The sequence below is a fragment of the Gracilibacillus ureilyticus genome, from assembly GCF_900111195.1.
Lineage (GTDB): Bacteria > Bacillota > Bacilli > Bacillales > Amphibacillaceae > Gracilibacillus > Gracilibacillus ureilyticus.
In genome coordinates, this window is sequence record NZ_FOGL01000002.1 from 216,391 (window position 1) to 233,692 (window position 17,302).

14 protein-coding genes are annotated in these 17,302 nt (G+C 36.3%); 10 read left to right on the plus strand and 4 right to left on the minus strand.

What is annotated here, in order from left to right; all coding sequences use genetic code 11:
• Positions 1-74: 74 nt before the first annotated feature.
• The 3 genes from araD (at position 75) to BMW36_RS04050 (ending at position 3,564) form a co-directional block, all read left to right on the plus strand.
• Complete coding sequence (araD, locus tag BMW36_RS04040) at positions 75-767, plus strand: L-ribulose-5-phosphate 4-epimerase (RefSeq protein ID WP_089739306.1); 693 nt, start codon at positions 75-77, stop codon at positions 765-767.
• A 45-nt stretch (positions 768-812) separates the two neighbouring features.
• Positions 813-2,297 (plus strand): L-arabinose isomerase, encoded by a 1,485-nt coding sequence (gene araA / locus BMW36_RS04045; protein ID WP_089739308.1) that lies wholly within the window; start codon positions 813-815, stop codon positions 2,295-2,297.
• A 154-nt stretch (positions 2,298-2,451) separates the two neighbouring features.
• Positions 2,452-3,564: a GntR family transcriptional regulator gene (locus tag BMW36_RS04050; RefSeq protein ID WP_089739310.1), complete on the plus strand. Its 1,113-nt coding sequence runs from the start codon at positions 2,452-2,454 to the stop codon at positions 3,562-3,564.
• 91 nt (positions 3,565-3,655) lie between these two features.
• On the opposite strand, the gene BMW36_RS04055 is transcribed toward BMW36_RS04050, so the two are convergent.
• From BMW36_RS04055 to BMW36_RS04070, 4 genes are all read right to left on the minus strand, one after another.
• On the minus strand, positions 3,656-4,264 hold the full coding sequence (locus BMW36_RS04055) for a YesL family protein (RefSeq protein WP_089739312.1): 609 nt from the start codon (positions 4,262-4,264) through the stop codon (positions 3,656-3,658).
• A 148-nt stretch (positions 4,265-4,412) separates the two neighbouring features.
• A complete protein-coding gene (locus tag BMW36_RS04060) occupies positions 4,413-5,255 on the minus strand; it encodes a carbohydrate ABC transporter permease (RefSeq protein WP_089739314.1) in 843 nt (280 codons plus the stop codon).
• Positions 5,255-6,211 carry a carbohydrate ABC transporter permease gene (locus BMW36_RS04065; protein ID WP_089739315.1) on the minus strand — a complete coding sequence of 319 codons (957 nt, stop codon included), beginning with the start codon at positions 6,209-6,211 and terminating at the stop codon, positions 5,255-5,257. The genes BMW36_RS04060 and BMW36_RS04065 overlap by 1 nt, the downstream gene beginning before the upstream one ends.
• Before the next feature lie 90 nt (positions 6,212-6,301).
• Positions 6,302-7,639, minus strand: coding sequence for an ABC transporter substrate-binding protein (locus tag BMW36_RS04070; RefSeq protein WP_089739317.1), 1,338 nt, complete (start codon positions 7,637-7,639; stop codon positions 6,302-6,304).
• A gap of 687 nt (positions 7,640-8,326) precedes the next feature.
• Here BMW36_RS04070 and BMW36_RS04075 point away from each other — a divergent pair.
• The 7 genes from BMW36_RS04075 to arfA all read left to right on the plus strand — a co-directional run bounded on the left by BMW36_RS04075 (position 8,327) and on the right by arfA (position 17,224).
• Complete coding sequence (locus tag BMW36_RS04075; protein WP_089739319.1) at positions 8,327-9,454, plus strand: GntR family transcriptional regulator; 1,128 nt, start codon at positions 8,327-8,329, stop codon at positions 9,452-9,454.
• A gap of 390 nt (positions 9,455-9,844) precedes the next feature.
• The gene (locus BMW36_RS04080) at positions 9,845-11,206 is read left to right on the plus strand and encodes an ABC transporter substrate-binding protein (protein ID WP_089739321.1); all 1,362 of its coding nucleotides are present in this window, start codon (positions 9,845-9,847) and stop codon (positions 11,204-11,206) included.
• Between the two features lie 208 nt (positions 11,207-11,414).
• Complete coding sequence (locus BMW36_RS04085) at positions 11,415-12,344, plus strand: carbohydrate ABC transporter permease (protein WP_089739322.1); 930 nt, start codon at positions 11,415-11,417, stop codon at positions 12,342-12,344.
• A 50-nt stretch (positions 12,345-12,394) separates the two neighbouring features.
• Positions 12,395-13,228 (plus strand): carbohydrate ABC transporter permease, encoded by an 834-nt coding sequence (locus BMW36_RS04090; protein WP_425431919.1) that lies wholly within the window; start codon positions 12,395-12,397, stop codon positions 13,226-13,228.
• 69 nt (positions 13,229-13,297) lie between these two features.
• Complete coding sequence (locus BMW36_RS04095) at positions 13,298-14,584, plus strand: arabinan endo-1,5-alpha-L-arabinosidase (protein WP_089739324.1); 1,287 nt, start codon at positions 13,298-13,300, stop codon at positions 14,582-14,584.
• A gap of 68 nt (positions 14,585-14,652) precedes the next feature.
• Positions 14,653-15,276 (plus strand): YesL family protein, encoded by a 624-nt coding sequence (locus BMW36_RS04100; protein WP_089739326.1) that lies wholly within the window; start codon positions 14,653-14,655, stop codon positions 15,274-15,276.
• A 433-nt stretch (positions 15,277-15,709) separates the two neighbouring features.
• A complete protein-coding gene (gene arfA, locus BMW36_RS04105; protein ID WP_089739327.1) occupies positions 15,710-17,224 on the plus strand; it encodes an arabinosylfuranosidase ArfA in 1,515 nt (504 codons plus the stop codon).
• Positions 17,225-17,302 lie beyond the last annotated feature (78 nt).

Consider the following 17,302-nt stretch of genomic DNA (forward strand, 5'->3'; position numbering starts at 1 on the left):
TATTATTATTAAGGTAATCGATTTTACACATACGTACAATTGCAAAATTATAAAATAAAGGAAGTGATTAGGGCGTGCTTGAATCATTGAAACAACAAGTATTGGAAGCGAATATGGACTTGCCGAAGTATGGACTTGTCACATTTACTTGGGGTAATGTAAGCGGATTCGATAAGGAATCAGGTTTGATGGTAATTAAACCGAGTGGTGTGCCTTATGAAGAATTAAAAGTAGAAGATCTTGTAGTCCTTGACTTAGATGGAAATATCGTTGAGGGGAACTTAAAGCCTTCATCTGATACACCTACACACCGCTATTTATACCAGAAGTTTCCGGGAATCGGCGGAGTCGTTCATACACATTCCCCATGGGCAACAAGCTGGGCACAGGCAGGAAAGGGAATCCCTGCATTAGGGACAACCCAGGCAGATTACTTTTATGGAGAAATTCCTTGCACACGAAGAATGACGGAAGAAGAAGTAAAAGGTGAATATGAATGGGAAACAGGAAAAGTAATTGTTGAATCGTTTAAAGAGATCGATCCTACCCAGGTTCCTAGTGTCCTTGTGCATAGTCATGCGCCATTTAATTGGGGGAAAGACCCGCATGAAGCGATTCATAATGCGGTAGTATTAGAGGAAGTAGCAAAAATGGCACTACACACTTATCAAATAAATCCAAATGCACAGAACATGGATCAATATTTATTAGATAAACACTACTTGCGTAAGCATGGAGCTAATGCTTATTACGGGCAGGATAAATAAAATTAGATCAAATACAAACAAGTACACATAATAGGAGGAAAGAATATGTTACAAATTAGACCATACAAATTTTGGTTTGTTACAGGAAGTCAGCACTTATATGGGGAAGAAGCAATCAACGAAGTAGAAAAAAACTCACAAGAAGTAGTTTCAGGTCTGAATAATGCTGGTAATTTACCATTTGAAGTAGAATTTAAAGAAGTACTTACAACAGCTAATGACATTCATGCTTTAATGTTAAAGGCAAACTCTGATGAAAATTGTGCGGGTATCATTACATGGATGCACACATTTTCACCAGCAAAAATGTGGATCGCAGGGCTAAAAACATTACAAAAACCATTATTACATCTGCACACACAATTTAACCGTGATATCCCTTGGGAATCCATTGATATGGACTTCATGAATTTAAATCAGGCTGCACACGGTGATCGTGAATATGGATTTATCGGTACACGTATGGATGTATCCCGAAAAGTAGTTGTTGGCCACTGGCAAAATGAAGGTGTACTTAAACGTGTAGCTGACTGGATGAAGACAGCTGTTGCTGTATCAGAAGGTTCGAATATTCGTGTTGCTCGTTTTGGTGATAACATGCGTAATGTTGCCGTTACTGATGGTGATAAAGTAGAAGCTCAAATTAAGTTTGGCTGGGTAGTAGATTATTATGGAATCGGTGACCTTGTAGAAGAAATGGCAAAAGTAACAGATGAAGAATTAGATGCACTTTACAAAGAATATGAAGAATTGTATGAATTACCTGCTGAAGCCAGCGAGGCTGGTCCAGTCCGTGACTCGATTCTTTACCAGGGTAAGATTGAATTAGGTTTAAAATCATTCCTGGAAAAAGGGAATTATTCAGCGTTTACAACCAACTTCGAAGATTTACACGGTATGAAACAATTACCAGGTCTTGCAGCACAGCGCTTGATGGCTGAAGGATACGGTTTTGCTGGAGAAGGTGACTGGAGAACTGCAGCATTAACTCGCTTTATGAAAATTATTGCTGATAACAAGGGTACATCGTTCATGGAGGATTATACTTACCATTTAGAGCCAGGAAATGAAATGATCTTAGGTTCTCATATGCTTGAAATCTGTCCGACAGTTTCAGCAACAAAACCAAGAATTGTTGTTAATCCTTTAGGTATTGGCGGAAAAGAAGACCCGGCGCGTTTAGTATTTGATGGCCAGGGCGGCGATGCTGTTAATGCTTCATTAATTGAAATGGGTGGACGTTATCGCCTTGTAATCAATGAAGTGAAAGCAGAACAGCCACAAATTGATACACCTGAATTACCTGTTGCTAAAGTACTTTGGAAACCTGAACCTTCTTTAAGCGAAGCGACAGAAGCATGGATTTATGCTGGTGGTGCTCACCACACTGTCTTTTCTTTCAATGTAACTACAGAACAGCTTTATGATTTTGCTAACATGGCCAAAATTGAATGTGTTGTTATTGATAAGGACACAAACTTAAGACAATTCAGAAATGAATTAAAATGGAATGAAGCGGTTTATCGTTAATTGAGATAAGCAGAGATCTACCGAGTGTAGGTCTCTCTTTCTATTTTATGTAATCATATATGAGTAGTTGTTGTTGGTTGTGGGCGTTTAAGGTAAAATAGATTTATTCTTATAAAAAAACATGGGAAAAGTCGGTTTGAAGAGGGGTGTATAGATGCAAACGAAATATAATATAGTAAAACAAGCTATAAAATCTCAAATATTAGATGGTACGTACCAACCACACCAGAAAATCAGTTCTGAGAGTGAATTGATGAAACAGTTTGGGGTGAGCCGTCATACAGTGAGACTCGCTATAGGGGATCTTGTTAATCAGGGATGGCTTTATCGTGAGCAGGGGGCTGGGACGTTCTGTGCTGACCGTTCCAAGGAAGATAATCTGCAGCAAGTTAGACAGAAAAATATTGCCATAATCACAACTTATATTTCTGATTATATTTTTCCATCGATTATTAGAGGTGCAGAATCCTATTTAAGTCAACGTGGTTATCAAGTCAGTCTATTCTCGACAAACAACGATCATGAAAACGAAAGAAAGTTTCTGGAGAAGATATTAACACAGCAATTTGACGGCGTAATTATTGAACCAACAAAAAGTGCTGTCTCGAATCCAAATATCAATTATTATTTGAATTTAGAGCGCCAAAATATTCCTTATCTTATGATAAATGCTTTCTATGATGAACTGGAACCTTTTCATATTGTAATGGATGAAGAAAAAGGTGGTTTCCTCCAAACAGAACATTTAATTGAATTAGGACACAAGAATATTATCGGATTCTTTAAAAATGATGACATTCAGGGAACAAAAAGAATGAAGGGTTATCTAAAAGCGCATCGGAAACATAACATTGAGATTTCTCCCAACAATATTGTAACATATACGACAGAGGAAAAATTAACAAAGCCGGTGGAAGTACTGAAGAAGCTGTTGTTTGAAAATAGCGAAAGCCGGCCAACAGGAATTGTTTGTTACAATGATGAACTAGCTATAAACCTATTAGATGTAATTAGGGAAAGTCAGTTAAATATCCCGGAAGACCTTTCTATTGTTGGGTTTGATGATTCCTTTATGGCAGAGATCACAGAAGTTAAACTTACAACGATTAAGCATCCTCAAAGTGAGATGGGGGAGTTGGCAGCAAAAGTGATTCTAGATATGATTAAACAATCCAAGGGCTCCAAAAAGCAAACAATTACCGAAAAAGATTTAATAAGATTTGATCCCGAATTAGTTGTGAGGAGTTCAACAGCAGAAGTTAAATGAAAAGAACTAGCATTTTTATAATGCTAGTTTTTTAATAGAGAGCGGGAAATGGGAAATAGCTGTGAAGTATGCTGCATTGAGTAACCATTTTTTAGAAAATGTCTTTAAATACTCTTAATGTGAGCCACATCCATACGAGTGACAGTAAACTAAAACTGAAAAATATTAATAAAACCGGAAACTCTAATGAAAAATACATCATAGAAAACAGTAGCAGCATAATAGTAATAGTAATATGTATTTTGGATATCCCGATAATTAAAGCATTTTTTAATTGATGAAGGATGGAAGCGTAATTATGTACATTAAGAGGGAATACCCAGATTACGATAGTAAAGTACAAAAATAATATAAAATAAAAAGCAAATGGTATAACGAATAAAAGATCTCCTTGGGCAGCTTGTATGCTGAGAAAATTCAGGTACAGAATGATACCAAGAATTATGATTATCCAACCGATAATATTGGAGTATTTAAACTCCTCTCGATAAATCTTTTTAAAAGTTGGCCAAATACGGATGTTCAGATCTCCCATTAGCCATTTTCTAACTACACCTAAAGCAGCCGATGTAGCTGGAAACAGTCCGAAAGCGATTAAACCTAAAAGGGTAAAGGCTACCCATAACAGATTTAGAAATGCCAGTTTATTTATCCATATAAATCCTTTGTCTAGTATGGTTGAAAAGTTTCTTTTACTCATCTTTTAAGCCATCCTTCTGCAATTTTACTATTATTATAACATGAAAAAAGCCATAGTCCTTGGTTCACACTATGGCTTTCCTCATTTATACAAACCTTTTTCACAGCATAAACTACCCCATACAGGGCCCGAAAATGGAAGTCTTACTTTATCCTTTCACCCCGCCAGATGTTAAACCGGCAACGAAGTAACGCTGGAAGAAAATAAACAGTATAACAATTGGGATAATTGTCAATACAGACCCTGCTATTAGAATATCATAGTTATTTCCATATGGTGTTAATAGTGTTGCTAACCCTATCGGGAGTGTGAACATACCATTTGACCTTAATACTAGTAATGGCCAAAGGAAGTTATTCCAACTTGCTAATCCTTGTAAAATAGCCATAGCTGCCATTGAGGGCCCCATTAATGGTAACATAATCTTAAAAAATATCCCATACTCCGTACTTCCATCCATTCTAGCTGCATCCATCAGTTCTTTAGGTAATCCTGTAGCATATTGTCTAAAGAAGAATACAGCAACAGGTGCTACAATTAATGGAAGGACAACTGCAAAGTAACTATCAACTAACTGAGCGCCTACCATCATTTGATATAGAGGAAGCATTAGTATTTCGAAAGGAATCATTAATATAAGTAATACTAATACAAAAAATAGGTTTCTTCCTTTAAAGTCATAGACTGCTAAAGCATAGCCAACCATAGAAGAAAAGAATAGTGATAAAACAATTGTCATTGCTGAAATGATCAAACTATTTCCATACCAGCTCCAATAAGAAGCTGCTTCCTGAAAAATATACATATAGTTAGCTAAGTTTAATTGGCTGAAATCTATACTAAATGTAATCCCGTCACGCATCAGTTCGGATGAAGGTCTAAAAGAAGAGATAATCAATCCGATGATTGGGAACAGGATAATTAAAGAAATGAGTAAAAACCCAATACTTGCTACCCAGGTTAAACTACTGTTTTTCTTGTTGGAAGCCATTATTCATCACCTCGCTTGAAAGTACCTGTAAGTAGTAAATTAATTATACTAATAACAAAAATGATCAACATCAGGACAACACCGATTGCAGAACCGAATCCCATATCATTTTGTCCAATACCCTGTTGATAGATATAACCTACTACTGTTAAACCGATATTACCTGGTGAGCTGGTTTCCCAGAATACAAAACTTTCTTCAAACATTCTAAATCCGTTTATTATCGTTATCGTACTAACAAAAATAGTGATTGGCTTTAGATGAGGAATGGTAATATATCTTAGTTTCTGAAAGGCATTCGCACCATCAATATCTGCCGCTTCATATAATTCACTTGAAATGTTCTGCAGCTGAGCAAGGAAGTAAAGTACATTAACGCCTATCCAGCGCCAAGAAGCTAAAATTACCATTAAAAACATGGCTGACCATGCATTATAGCGCCAATCTATTGGCTCCAAACCTAAAAAAGTAACAATTTGATTTGATACAGAGGAATCTGCTTCACTAAACATTAACCTAAAGATCATACCACCAACAATAGTTGAAGTTAATGCCGGTATAAATATAGAGGCTCTAAAAAAGGTTTTAAATTTTACAAATTTAGAGTTTAATAAAATTGCTAACAGCATTGGGATGATCGTTAAGATTAATACAGTCAAAATCACATAAATGGTTGTATTGGATAATGCTTTATAGAAGTTAGGATTTAGCACCCGTTCATAATTTCTAAGTCCAATAAACTCTACTTGACCCGGCAAAATACTCTGAAAACTCATGATGATCCCGTGAATAGCCGGGTATAAGGTTAAAACTAAGAAGGAAAGAATAAACGGTGAAACAAAAATATATGGCACTACGTTCTTTGAATTTAGAAATGTTAAGAACTTATTAGGTTCTTTATAACTTTTATCTTGTACACTTGCGCTGGTGTTAGATTCCTGATTTGGAGAGGACACCGTAATACCTCCTTTTGATTTATTTAATTAGGAGACAGGTATGTTTAAGTACTCTGTCTCCTAATTTTAAAGTAATCTAGTAAGTTGTTTTTACTCCATTTGTGATCTTACAGCTTCAGCTGCTTGTTCAAGAGCTTCTTGTGGAGTTTGAGAATTATTTCTCAGGGTTTGCTGTGTTACATTAGTGTGATACTCACTTATGACATCTGGTGTATATTCCGTAAAGTTTAATGCGTTGATATCATCCTTTATTTCCAGAAGCATGTCGAAGATACCGTCTCCAAAGTATTGATAGTACTTGTTATCTTCTCTTACTTCTTCACTTTCCCATGTATCCCAGCGAGGAGGATCGAAACCTAATACAGTCCATAGTTTAATATTTCCTTCTTCACTTAACTTCGCGTAAGCTAAAAATTCTTTTGCTAACTCTACATCTTCTGCCTGATTTGTTACAACAGTACCTGTACCACCCATCCCTGCAGAACGGTTACCGCCTTCTTCCCAAGCTGGTAGAGGGCGAATAGCAATTTTGCCTTCTAAGTCTGGCATATTATCTAAGAACCTGCCCATATACCATAATGGTGCTAAAATAGATGCTGCTCCACCATCTGAGAAATAACCGTAAAACTCCTCGGATTGATTCATTCCTCCTGGTGTTACTTCAGCAATTTTATGTTCGTATATAACGTCTTGTAAAAATTGTAACGTTTCCACATTTGTTTCATTATCAAGAATTAATTCTCCATTCTCATCAAAAGCATCTGAACCTTGTTGGGAAATCATTGGCCACATGTCCATTAACCAGTCTTCTGTACCAACATTCCACATCATTGAGTCAGTATTCTCCACAACTTTTTTCCCTGCTGCTACGAAATCATCCCATGTTTGGATAGAATCTATATCCACGCCAGCCTGATCCATAATTTCTGTATTATAGAACATTACTGTCGCACCAACATGTGTTGGGACTCCATAATAATTTCCATCTTTTGCATAGTTCTCAAACCTAGAGGTTACTGCTTTGTCCAATACAGGTTCAACATACTCATTCAATGGCTCCAACTGAATGTCGCCTTGTAAGTAGTTAGGGAACTGTCCAATTTCGATATCCACAATGTCCGGACCACCTTGTCCAGATTGAACAGCTAACAATAAGTTATTGTGCATTTGTTCGAATGGATAAGTCTCTGCAACTAATTTAATAGGACGGTCTGGATTCTCCTCATTCCATCTTTCTGCTGCATCTCTGTATAGATCCACGTGTTGTCCAACAAATGTCCAAAACGTAAGTTCTGTTGCACCCTCGATGTCCTCACCGATAATTTCTGTTTCTTCTGCTTCACTGGAAGTGTCTCCACCCCCGCCTCCGCAAGCTGCTAGGATAATTGACAATAAACCTAAGAAGAAAATAAATAAACCTTTTTTCATAGTAACTACCTCCTAAATGATTTTGAAACGCTTTCAAGTGGTGGATAAAAATAATCTTTAACTATCAAGCAAGACAGAATAAAGAATGGAGTGAACACCTAGTTGTCAGTAAAAGCCTAACATGGCATTATTTACTTGTCAATAACTAACCATTGAATTTCCGCTCATTTATACGTATATGCAATATCTATGTATTTCAAAATGGTATGATAGATATTTTTGTTTATTAAAAAGGTATATTTTGAGTTGTTGGGCTGTTAAGATTAACTTTAATGTAAATTAAGCTATTGAAGATTGATTCAGAGATAAAATAAGAAATTCAGTTATGGTAAGTCAACACCAAAACTCCCATCGACACTGAATTTATCTTTCTTTTGAGTAAAGTTACCAATATTCATTAATGTTTACGGTCCTTTACCGTCAATATATCTTTTTACATCGATTACTTCTTTCTGCTTCTGTAACAGGAATGATTAACCTATTGTAAAATAGACATAATTAATATAATATTAGTACGTACGAATTCCGGAAGTGCATTTTTAAAAAATAAAAAAAGCAGAAGGCAATCTTACCAGATTCTATTTGCTCTTTTGGAAACGATAACAAATACTAGTATATAGTTTATTCAATTAATTAAGTAAGTTCTTAGCATATTAAAAAAAGCAGAGAAAAGAAGGGGAGGCAGCCATGGGATATTCTGAAGCTAAATACAAAAAAATAAAGCAGTCGATCAAAACAAATATATTAAAAGGACTGATTACCACAAATGAAAAAATCAGTTCCGAAAGTCAATTGATGAAGGAATTTAAAGTTAGCCGGCATACAGTAAGGTTAGCTATAGGAGAGCTTGTGAATGAAGGGTGGTTATATCGCGAACAGGGAGCGGGGACTTTTTGTGCAGACAGGAGAGAATCAAATCTCTCAAGTATAAATGAAAATAACAAAAATATCGCAATTGTTACAACTTTTATTTCAGAGTATATCTTTCCTACTATAATAAGAGGCGCGGAAAGTTATCTGAGTGAACATGGATATAATGTGAGTATTTTCAATACGAACAATCAGTACAACCAGGAAGAGAAAATTTTAACTCAAATTCTATCAAGTAATTATGCAGGTGTAATAATTGAACCTACACACAGTGCATCTGCCAATCCAAACTTGAAATATTACTTGAACATGGAAAAAGAAAAAATCCCATATGTAATGATAAACGCAATGTATGAAGAGTTAGAACCGGTTAGCTTCTCCTTAGACGATGTAAAGGGAGGATTTCTTCAAACCAAACATCTAATTGATTTAGGGCACAGGGACATTGTATGTATATATAAGACGGATGATGCACAAGGGCAAAATCGCTTAAAAGGCTATATTAAAGCCCACCGAGAATGCAATCTGCGGTTGAATCCGAAAAATATCATTACATATCAAACGGAAAATGAACATTCGAAACCGATTGATGATTTAAAAGAACTATTAAAAGTGAAAGCTGACTGCCCGACAGCGGTAGTATGCTATAATGACCAACTAGTTTTAAGATTGCTGGATTTCGTAAGAGAGGAAGGAATAAAGGTACCTGAACACTTATCTTTTGTTGGTTATGATGATTCCCTGCTTGCTGAATTATCAGAGGTAAAGCTTACCTCTGTCATCCATCCGAAGAGTGAGCTGGGACGAGATGCAGCTAGAGCCATTATTCGATTGATTCAGAAAAATAATCAAATAGACCCAGGTGAAGATCTTTCGAAGTTGTATGAACCACAATTAAAAATTCGTCACTCAACTGCACCAATTGATAAAGATTTAGCTATTTAGTTGTATAATTTTGGGTATCATTAATGAAAGCGTTGTAGAAATCCAAAAAAAACAAATCATTACAGATAAGAAATTAACATAATAGTTAATTAAAAAAACAGCAGGCATTTTGCTTCTAAAATGCCTGCTGTTACTGATTTACCGTAATTTACTTAAAAAGGAATATATCCTCATCCGCTAGGGTATTCCGTTGTTATAAAATATTTTTATTAATTAAAGAACTTGTTTGAAAATTCTCTTGACATGTACGAACAACTATAATATATTAATACATGTAAGGTCATTCAATAAGTTAGACAAGCTTATTAAAGCGCTTTATAAAAACGCTTTCTATCATTATAGAGTGACTATTACACCAAAAAAATATATATTTTCGGGGGTTGAGACATAATGAGAAAGTCCTATGCACTATTGGTAATGCTTCTTTCAGCTATGTTAGTATTAAGTGCTTGTGCAGGTGGCGGCAGCAGCTCAGGTGATAAAGGCGAAGCAGCAGAAGACGGAACAAAAGAATTAACGTTTATGTTTAGAGGTGGAACAGCAGAAGAGGAAGCATACCAGAAAGCAATTGATCAATTTGAAGCAGATAACGAAGGCGTAAAAGTAAACATGATCGTAACAGCTGCTGATCAGTATTCAACAAAACTAAAAGCAGCGATCACAGGTAATCAAGTGCCTGACGTGTTCTATATTGAACCAGGACAATTGAGATCATATGTTCACAGTAACATTTTATTAGACTTAACGGAATATATCGAAAACAATGACAACATAAATTTAGATAATATTTGGCAATATGGTGTAGACAGCTATCGTTTCGATGGTGAAACACAAGGTCAAGGCGCGATTTATGCTATGCCAAAAGACGTTGGTCCATTCTCGCTTGGATACAACAAAACAATGTTTGAAGAAGCAGGTCTAGAATTGCCGGATGAAGACGTTCCAATGACATGGGATGAGTTTATTGAAGCAAATCAGGCGTTAACAAAAGATACTGATGGCGACGGTGAAATTGACCAGTACGGTACAGGGTTTAACGTTAACTGGGTATTACAATCATTTGTCTGGAGTAATGGAGGATCATTCATTGATGAAACTCAAACAAAAGTTACTGTAGATACTCCGGAATTTGCGGAAGCTTTACAATGGTTTGCAGATCACCAGAATGTATATGAAATTACACCATCTATTGAAGATGCACAAACATTAGATACTTATCAGCGCTGGATGCAAGGTCAATTAGCATTCTTCCCTGTAGCACCATGGGATTTAGCGACATTTGATACAGAATTGGATTTTGAATATGATGTTATTCCATATCCTGCAGGTAAAACTGGAGAATCAGCTACATGGATCGGTACTTTAGGGATTGGTGTTGCACAATCTTCAGAATATCCAGAGTTAGCGACAGAGTTAGTATATTATTTAACAGCATCTGAAGAAGGACAGCAAGCATTAGTTGATGCACGTATCCAGATTCCTAACTTAATTGATATGGCGCAAGAGTGGGCAGCTGATGAATCAATGGCTCCTGCAAACAAAGAAGAATACTTACAAATTATCGAAGATTATGGCCGTGCTTTACCAGCTAACAACACTTATAATGCAGAATGGTACGATTACTTCTTTACAAATGTACAGCCTGTATTAGATGGTGATATTACGGCAGCTGAGTATGTAGAACAAGTTCAGCCTAAAATGCAAGAATACCTTGATAACGCAAGAGAATTAGAAGAACAATCTAAACAGTAAAATTTAAATCAATTTTAATAAGGGAGGTATTACCTTTCTGAGAATGTCAGGTACTATCTCCTTTCCTTTATCTTGATAGTTTGTCCACTTACATGGCTTTAAGCAAATCATCTATGTATGCCATGAGTGTACAAAGAAGATTTGCTTAATTCCAAGTAAAATATTACACCAGTTTTGGTGATTGAATGAATTCGAGGTGAAAATACTAATGGCAACAAAGGCAGAAGCATTACAAGTAAATAAGAAAAAAGCGAAGAAGTCGAAACTTTACCAGAAAGAATCAAGAGCAGCACTATTATTTATCCTGGCACCATTAGTAGGATATTTAATCTTTACTTTGTATCCATTTCTCTTTTCAATTTACGCTTCCTTTACTAACTGGAATGGTTTAGGAACGATGAATTTTATTGGATTGACTAACTATACAAGGTTATTTTCAGATGATTATTTTATAAGTTCTTTATTCAATACATTCTTTATGATGATTGGTATACCGATTGGTTTACTGATTTCGCTGTTACTTGCTATGGGATTGAATAGAGGTATACCAGGTACAACGACTTTCCGTGTCATTTATTATATCCCGGTAGTTTCATCACTTGCAGCAATTTCTGTATTGTGGCAATGGGCATATAATGGAGATTACGGTTTAGTAAACCAATTTTTAGCTTTAATCGGAATAGATGGTCCAAACTGGCTGCAAAATACATCAACAGTTAAACCTGCCCTAATCATTATGACAATATGGAAAGGGTTAGGATATTCCATGTTACTTTATTTGGCAGCATTGCAAAGTGTACCGAAAATGTATTACGAGGCTGCTGATTTAGACGGTGCAAACAGTTTCCAGCAGTTTAGACACATTACGTGGCCTATGGTAAAACCAGTTACATTCTTCCTTGTAATTACAAATATCATTAACGGTGCTCAAATGTTTACAGAGATTAATATTATGACACCTACAGGCGGGCCGGAATACAGCTCGGCAACAGTTGTATTCTATATTTGGCAAAAAGCATTTGATAACCTGCAAATGGGATATGCATCCGCATTATCTGTAGTACTGGGAATCATTATCTTTATTGTTACACTAGTTCAATTTAAACTGAATGATAAATCATCCTTTGAAATAGATTAATAGTTTATTTCAGCAATTATTGAAAAATCGAGGTGAGAATATTGTCACAAATCAGAAAAAAGAAAATAGCCGACAGCGTTATATTTGTTGCATTGTCAGCAGGTGCGGTATTCATGATTGCACCGTTGCTGTGGATGCTATCAACATCCGTAAAACAGAAATCAGATGTATTTGCTCTTCCGCCAGTGTGGATTCCGAACGAGTTTGATTTTTCGAAATATGCAGAGATATGGACAGCAGGTCCTCTGTTATCAGGTATACAAAACAGTTTAATTATATCTTTATCAGTTACAATTGTAGGTTCATTCACCTCAAGTTTAGCAGCATTTGCATTTGCTAAATTGAGACTGAAAAACAAAAATGCTTTATTTCTATTATTACTATCGGCTATGATGATTCCGTATCCAAGTCTTATGATTCCACAGTTTTCCATGTTCGCAGGAGCTGGCTGGATTGATACACTGTTACCCTTAATCATTCCGCCGATATTCGGTAATATAGTAATGGTCTTCTTCTTAAGACAATATTTAATTAATGTGCCAAATGCGGTAATAGAAGCAGCGAAAATAGATGGAACATCCTTTTTCGGTATTTTCACAAAAATCATTTTCCCGCTAATCAAACCAGCGATTGCCGCACAGTTTATTCTATGGTTCATGGCTGTATGGAATGATTATCTTGCACCGATTATTTATTTGAACTCGCCAGATAAATTAACGATACAGCTAGTTATCGCAAACTTTAATGCTACTTATGCAATACAAACAGATTATCCGTTAATCATGGCGGCATCTATCATTGCATTGCTTCCAATGTTAATAGTTTTCTTGATCTTCCAAAAACAAATTATCGAGTCAATTGCTATTTCAGGTGTAAAAGGTTAAATGTTCATACTCTACTGTCATTATGGCAGTAGAGTATTCTTCGTAATAAATCGAAAAGGATGGGGAAAAGTGATAAACCAAACTAATATACCAGAAGACGTGCTGTACAATGAGTCAATTATTGGAGATGAGGAGAAATGGACAACAAATAATGTTCATGATCCTGCTATTATAAAAGATGGTGAATGGTATTATGTTTTCTCAACAGATGCACAACATGGCGGTGTTTTTAAAGCGGGAATTCAAATAAGAAAATCAAAAGATTTAATTAACTGGCAATGGGTAGGAAGAGCTTTTGCTGAGGGGGTCCCGGAAACCGCAAAACAATGGACTGGTGCTAAAGGACTTTGGGCTCCGGAAATTGTGAAGTATGAAGGGGTATATTACATGTATTATGCTGCCAGTCAATTTGGTAAAACACAATCATTTATTGGGGTAGCTAAAAGTGATCATATTGAGGGACCTTATCAGGATCTTGGAGAGGTATATAAATCTGAGGAGGGTACAGACGGGCCAAATGCCATTGACCCTAACATAACATTTGACCGTGATGGTAAACCTTGGATGGTATATGGCTCATTTTTTGGTGGATTGTATGTAGCAGAAGTGGATCCTGAAACAGGAAAGTTTGTAAAACAAGGAAGAGGGACGTTGATTGCTAAACGGAATCATAGTGTGGACAGGGCTCTGGAAGGTCCTTATATTGTTTACAATCCAACATTTGATTATTTTTATTTATTTGTATCATATGATTCTTTGTTCTCTAACTACAATATCCGAATTGCGCGTTCCAAAAATATAGAGGGTCCATATGAGGATTTTCGCGGAAATGTCATGACAGACCTTGAGAGTCCGCAATATGAAATTGGAACAAAAGTTTTAGGCGGGTACCGTTTTATGGATGGTGAAGGATGGGTAGCACCTGGGCATAACTCCATACTAACCGATAATGGCGATTACTATGTTTGTCACCATGTTCGCGCACCGAAAGATAAACGCTGGCATTACTTGCACATAAGAAAGATTGGATGGACAAGTGATGGATGGCCACTTGTATCGCCGGAAAGGTATGCAGGAGAAGAAAATCACTTAATAGAAGAAAACAGGTTATATGGTGAATGGGAATGGATACATGTTGATCAGTTAAATGACGGACAAGATGTTGCCAAAATGGTACAATTAGATAAGGACACATGGCAGCAGCAAAGTGCCGGCAACTGTTACACCATATTATTAAATGGCACGAAGTATGACGGTGTCGTAATGGAAAGCTGGGACTGGGAAAAATGGAAAAAGACAATTGTATATATGGGTAAAGACCAACAGGGAAATGTAGTCATTTCCAAAAAAGCCTGATACAGGTTCGTCTGCTTTCCGAAGCATATTTCAAATCTAACTAATCGTGGAAAAAGGGGACAAGACATATGGATACTAATTGGGCAGGGACAATCATGCAGATGCTCGATAAAGCTGTAAAGCTAGTTTGGATGAATTGTTTATGGGTTGTATTTACATTATTGGGCGGCGTAATACTAGGTGTAATGCCAGCAACTGCTTCCGTTAGTTTCTTAGTTCGGAAAATGATTAAGAACGAAGAGATTGAAAATGTATTTCAGGAATTCTGGCAATGTTATAAGCGAAGCTTTAAATCATCTAATGTAATTGGTATTTTGTTTTGGCTTGCCGGTTTATTTTTATTCATGGATATCTCTTTTTTAATACAAATGGAAGGAACACTTGCAACTGTGTTATTAACAGGGGTATTCGTATTACTTTTAGTATTTTTTAGCGTCTTATTACACTTTTTTCCAATTTATTCCAGATTTGAAATGAAAACAATTTCGTATGCAAAGCTTGCATTAGTAATGGCGATGACACGTCCGTTCGTAACTATTTTCATGGTTTTGTGGTTAGGGGTTGTGACGATACTAAGTATTGAATTCACCGTAATCATTCCATTACTATTTAATGTTTTAATAATGTTAGGTATTAACTGGTTAAGTATAGTAAGGATAGAGAAAAAAGATTATCAATTAATAAATAAGTAGAAAAAGGAGTGGGCTGACACACAGCTCACTCCTTTCTTGCCTATAGGGGGATATTGGGGGAGAGTATAGCTTGGGACCTTTCGACTAAATTATGGATAAAAAAAAGATATGGATTCGAAAAATAATCCATTCACAGTCTCTAAAAATTATGAGAATATGCAAGGTAGCAAAAAGGTATAATAACATTTTATAATAATCTTGAGACGGATGATTATTAATTAAGTTTAAACGGTTAAAAAGTAAGGTAGAACTTGCTCTATATTCTTGACAAAGCTAAGGATTTTTCTTAATCTTAATATACGGACAAATTCTCTAAAAATGATATTTTTTTAGAATTTGTACGAATAAGATAAGTGTGGGAAACATAATAATTAAATTATTTAATATTTTCATTGTAAGCGTTTAATATGTGAAAAAAGGAAGGATGAAGGAAATGGCAGAATCAGTAAAGGCAAAAATGGTAATAGACAAAGAATTCCAGATTTCTGAAATTGATCCCCGAATATATGGTTCATTTATTGAGCATCTAGGAAGAGCGGTATATGGCGGAATCTATGAACCTGAACATCCTACTGCTGATGATAAAGGGTTCAGACAGGATGTTCTGGAGTTAGTAAAAGAATTACAAGTGCCGATTGTCCGTTATCCAGGTGGAAACATGGTTTCTGCTTACAATTGGGAAGACGGAGTAGGACCGAAAGAAGATAGACCTAAACGGCTGGAATTAGCATGGCGAGTAACAGAAACGAATCAAATGGGAACAAATGAATTTGTTGATTGGGCTAAAGCTGCAAATACGGATGTTATGATGGCGGTTAACCTCGGAACGAGAGGAGTAGACGCTGCCCGTAACTTACTTGAATACTGTAACCATCCGGGAGGTACCTACTGGAGTGACTTACGTAAATCTCACGGGTATGAGAATCCGCATAATATTAAAGTCTGGTGTTTAGGGAATGAAATGGACGGGCCGTGGCAGGTTGGTCAGAAAACTGCCCACGAATATGGTCGGTTAGCATTTGAAACAGCGAAAGCAATGCGACTGGTAGACCCGACGATTGAATTAGTGAGCTGTGGTAGTTCCAATTCCAATATGCCGACATTTCCTAGCTGGGAAGCAGAAACATTAGAGCATACTTATGAAGTTGCTGACTATATCTCACTCCACCAGTATTATGGAAACAGAAGTGGTGATACGGCAAATTTCCTTGCAAAATCAATGGATATGGAAAACTTTATTCAAACAGTTATAGCTACATGTGATTATATTAAAGCAAAGAAACGCAGTAAAAAGAATATGTATTTAAGTTTTGACGAATGGAATGTATGGTTCCACTCGAATGAACAAGATAAAGAGATTGAGCCGTGGACAGTAGCTCCTCCTCAATTAGAGGATGTCTATACATTTGAAGATGCCGTTTTAGTTGGCAGTATGTTAAATACAATGTTGCGACACTCTGATCGCGTGAAAGTAGCCTGCATGGCGCAGCTTGTTAACGTTATTGCTCCAATCATGACTGAAAATGGCGGAGCTGCTTGGAAACAGACGATATTCTATCCATATTACTATACATCCGTATACGGACGCGGTGTGGCATTAAACCCTGTTGTCAGCTCACCAAAATATGACAGTAAAGATTTTACGGATGTTCCTTACCTTGATCCTTCTGTTGTTTATAACGAGGAAAAAGGAGAATTAGTTGTCTTTGCGACAAACAGACATTTGGAAAAAGACTTAGAAGTAGATATAGATGTTCGTTCATTTGAAGGATTCGATGTAGTAGAACATGTCGTACTGGAAAATGAAGATGCCAAAGCGATTAATACAGCTACTCAGGAAAATGTAAAGCCTCATTCTAATGGAGAATCTTATGTAGACGATGGTAAATTAGTGGGTATATTCCCTAAATTCTCTTGGAATATGGTGCGTTTGCAAAAGAAAAATTAATCGAATGATATCAGGAGGGCAAGTATACAATAGCTTGCCTTCCCTTTCATCTCACATTTATTTTATGTATGAAAGGGG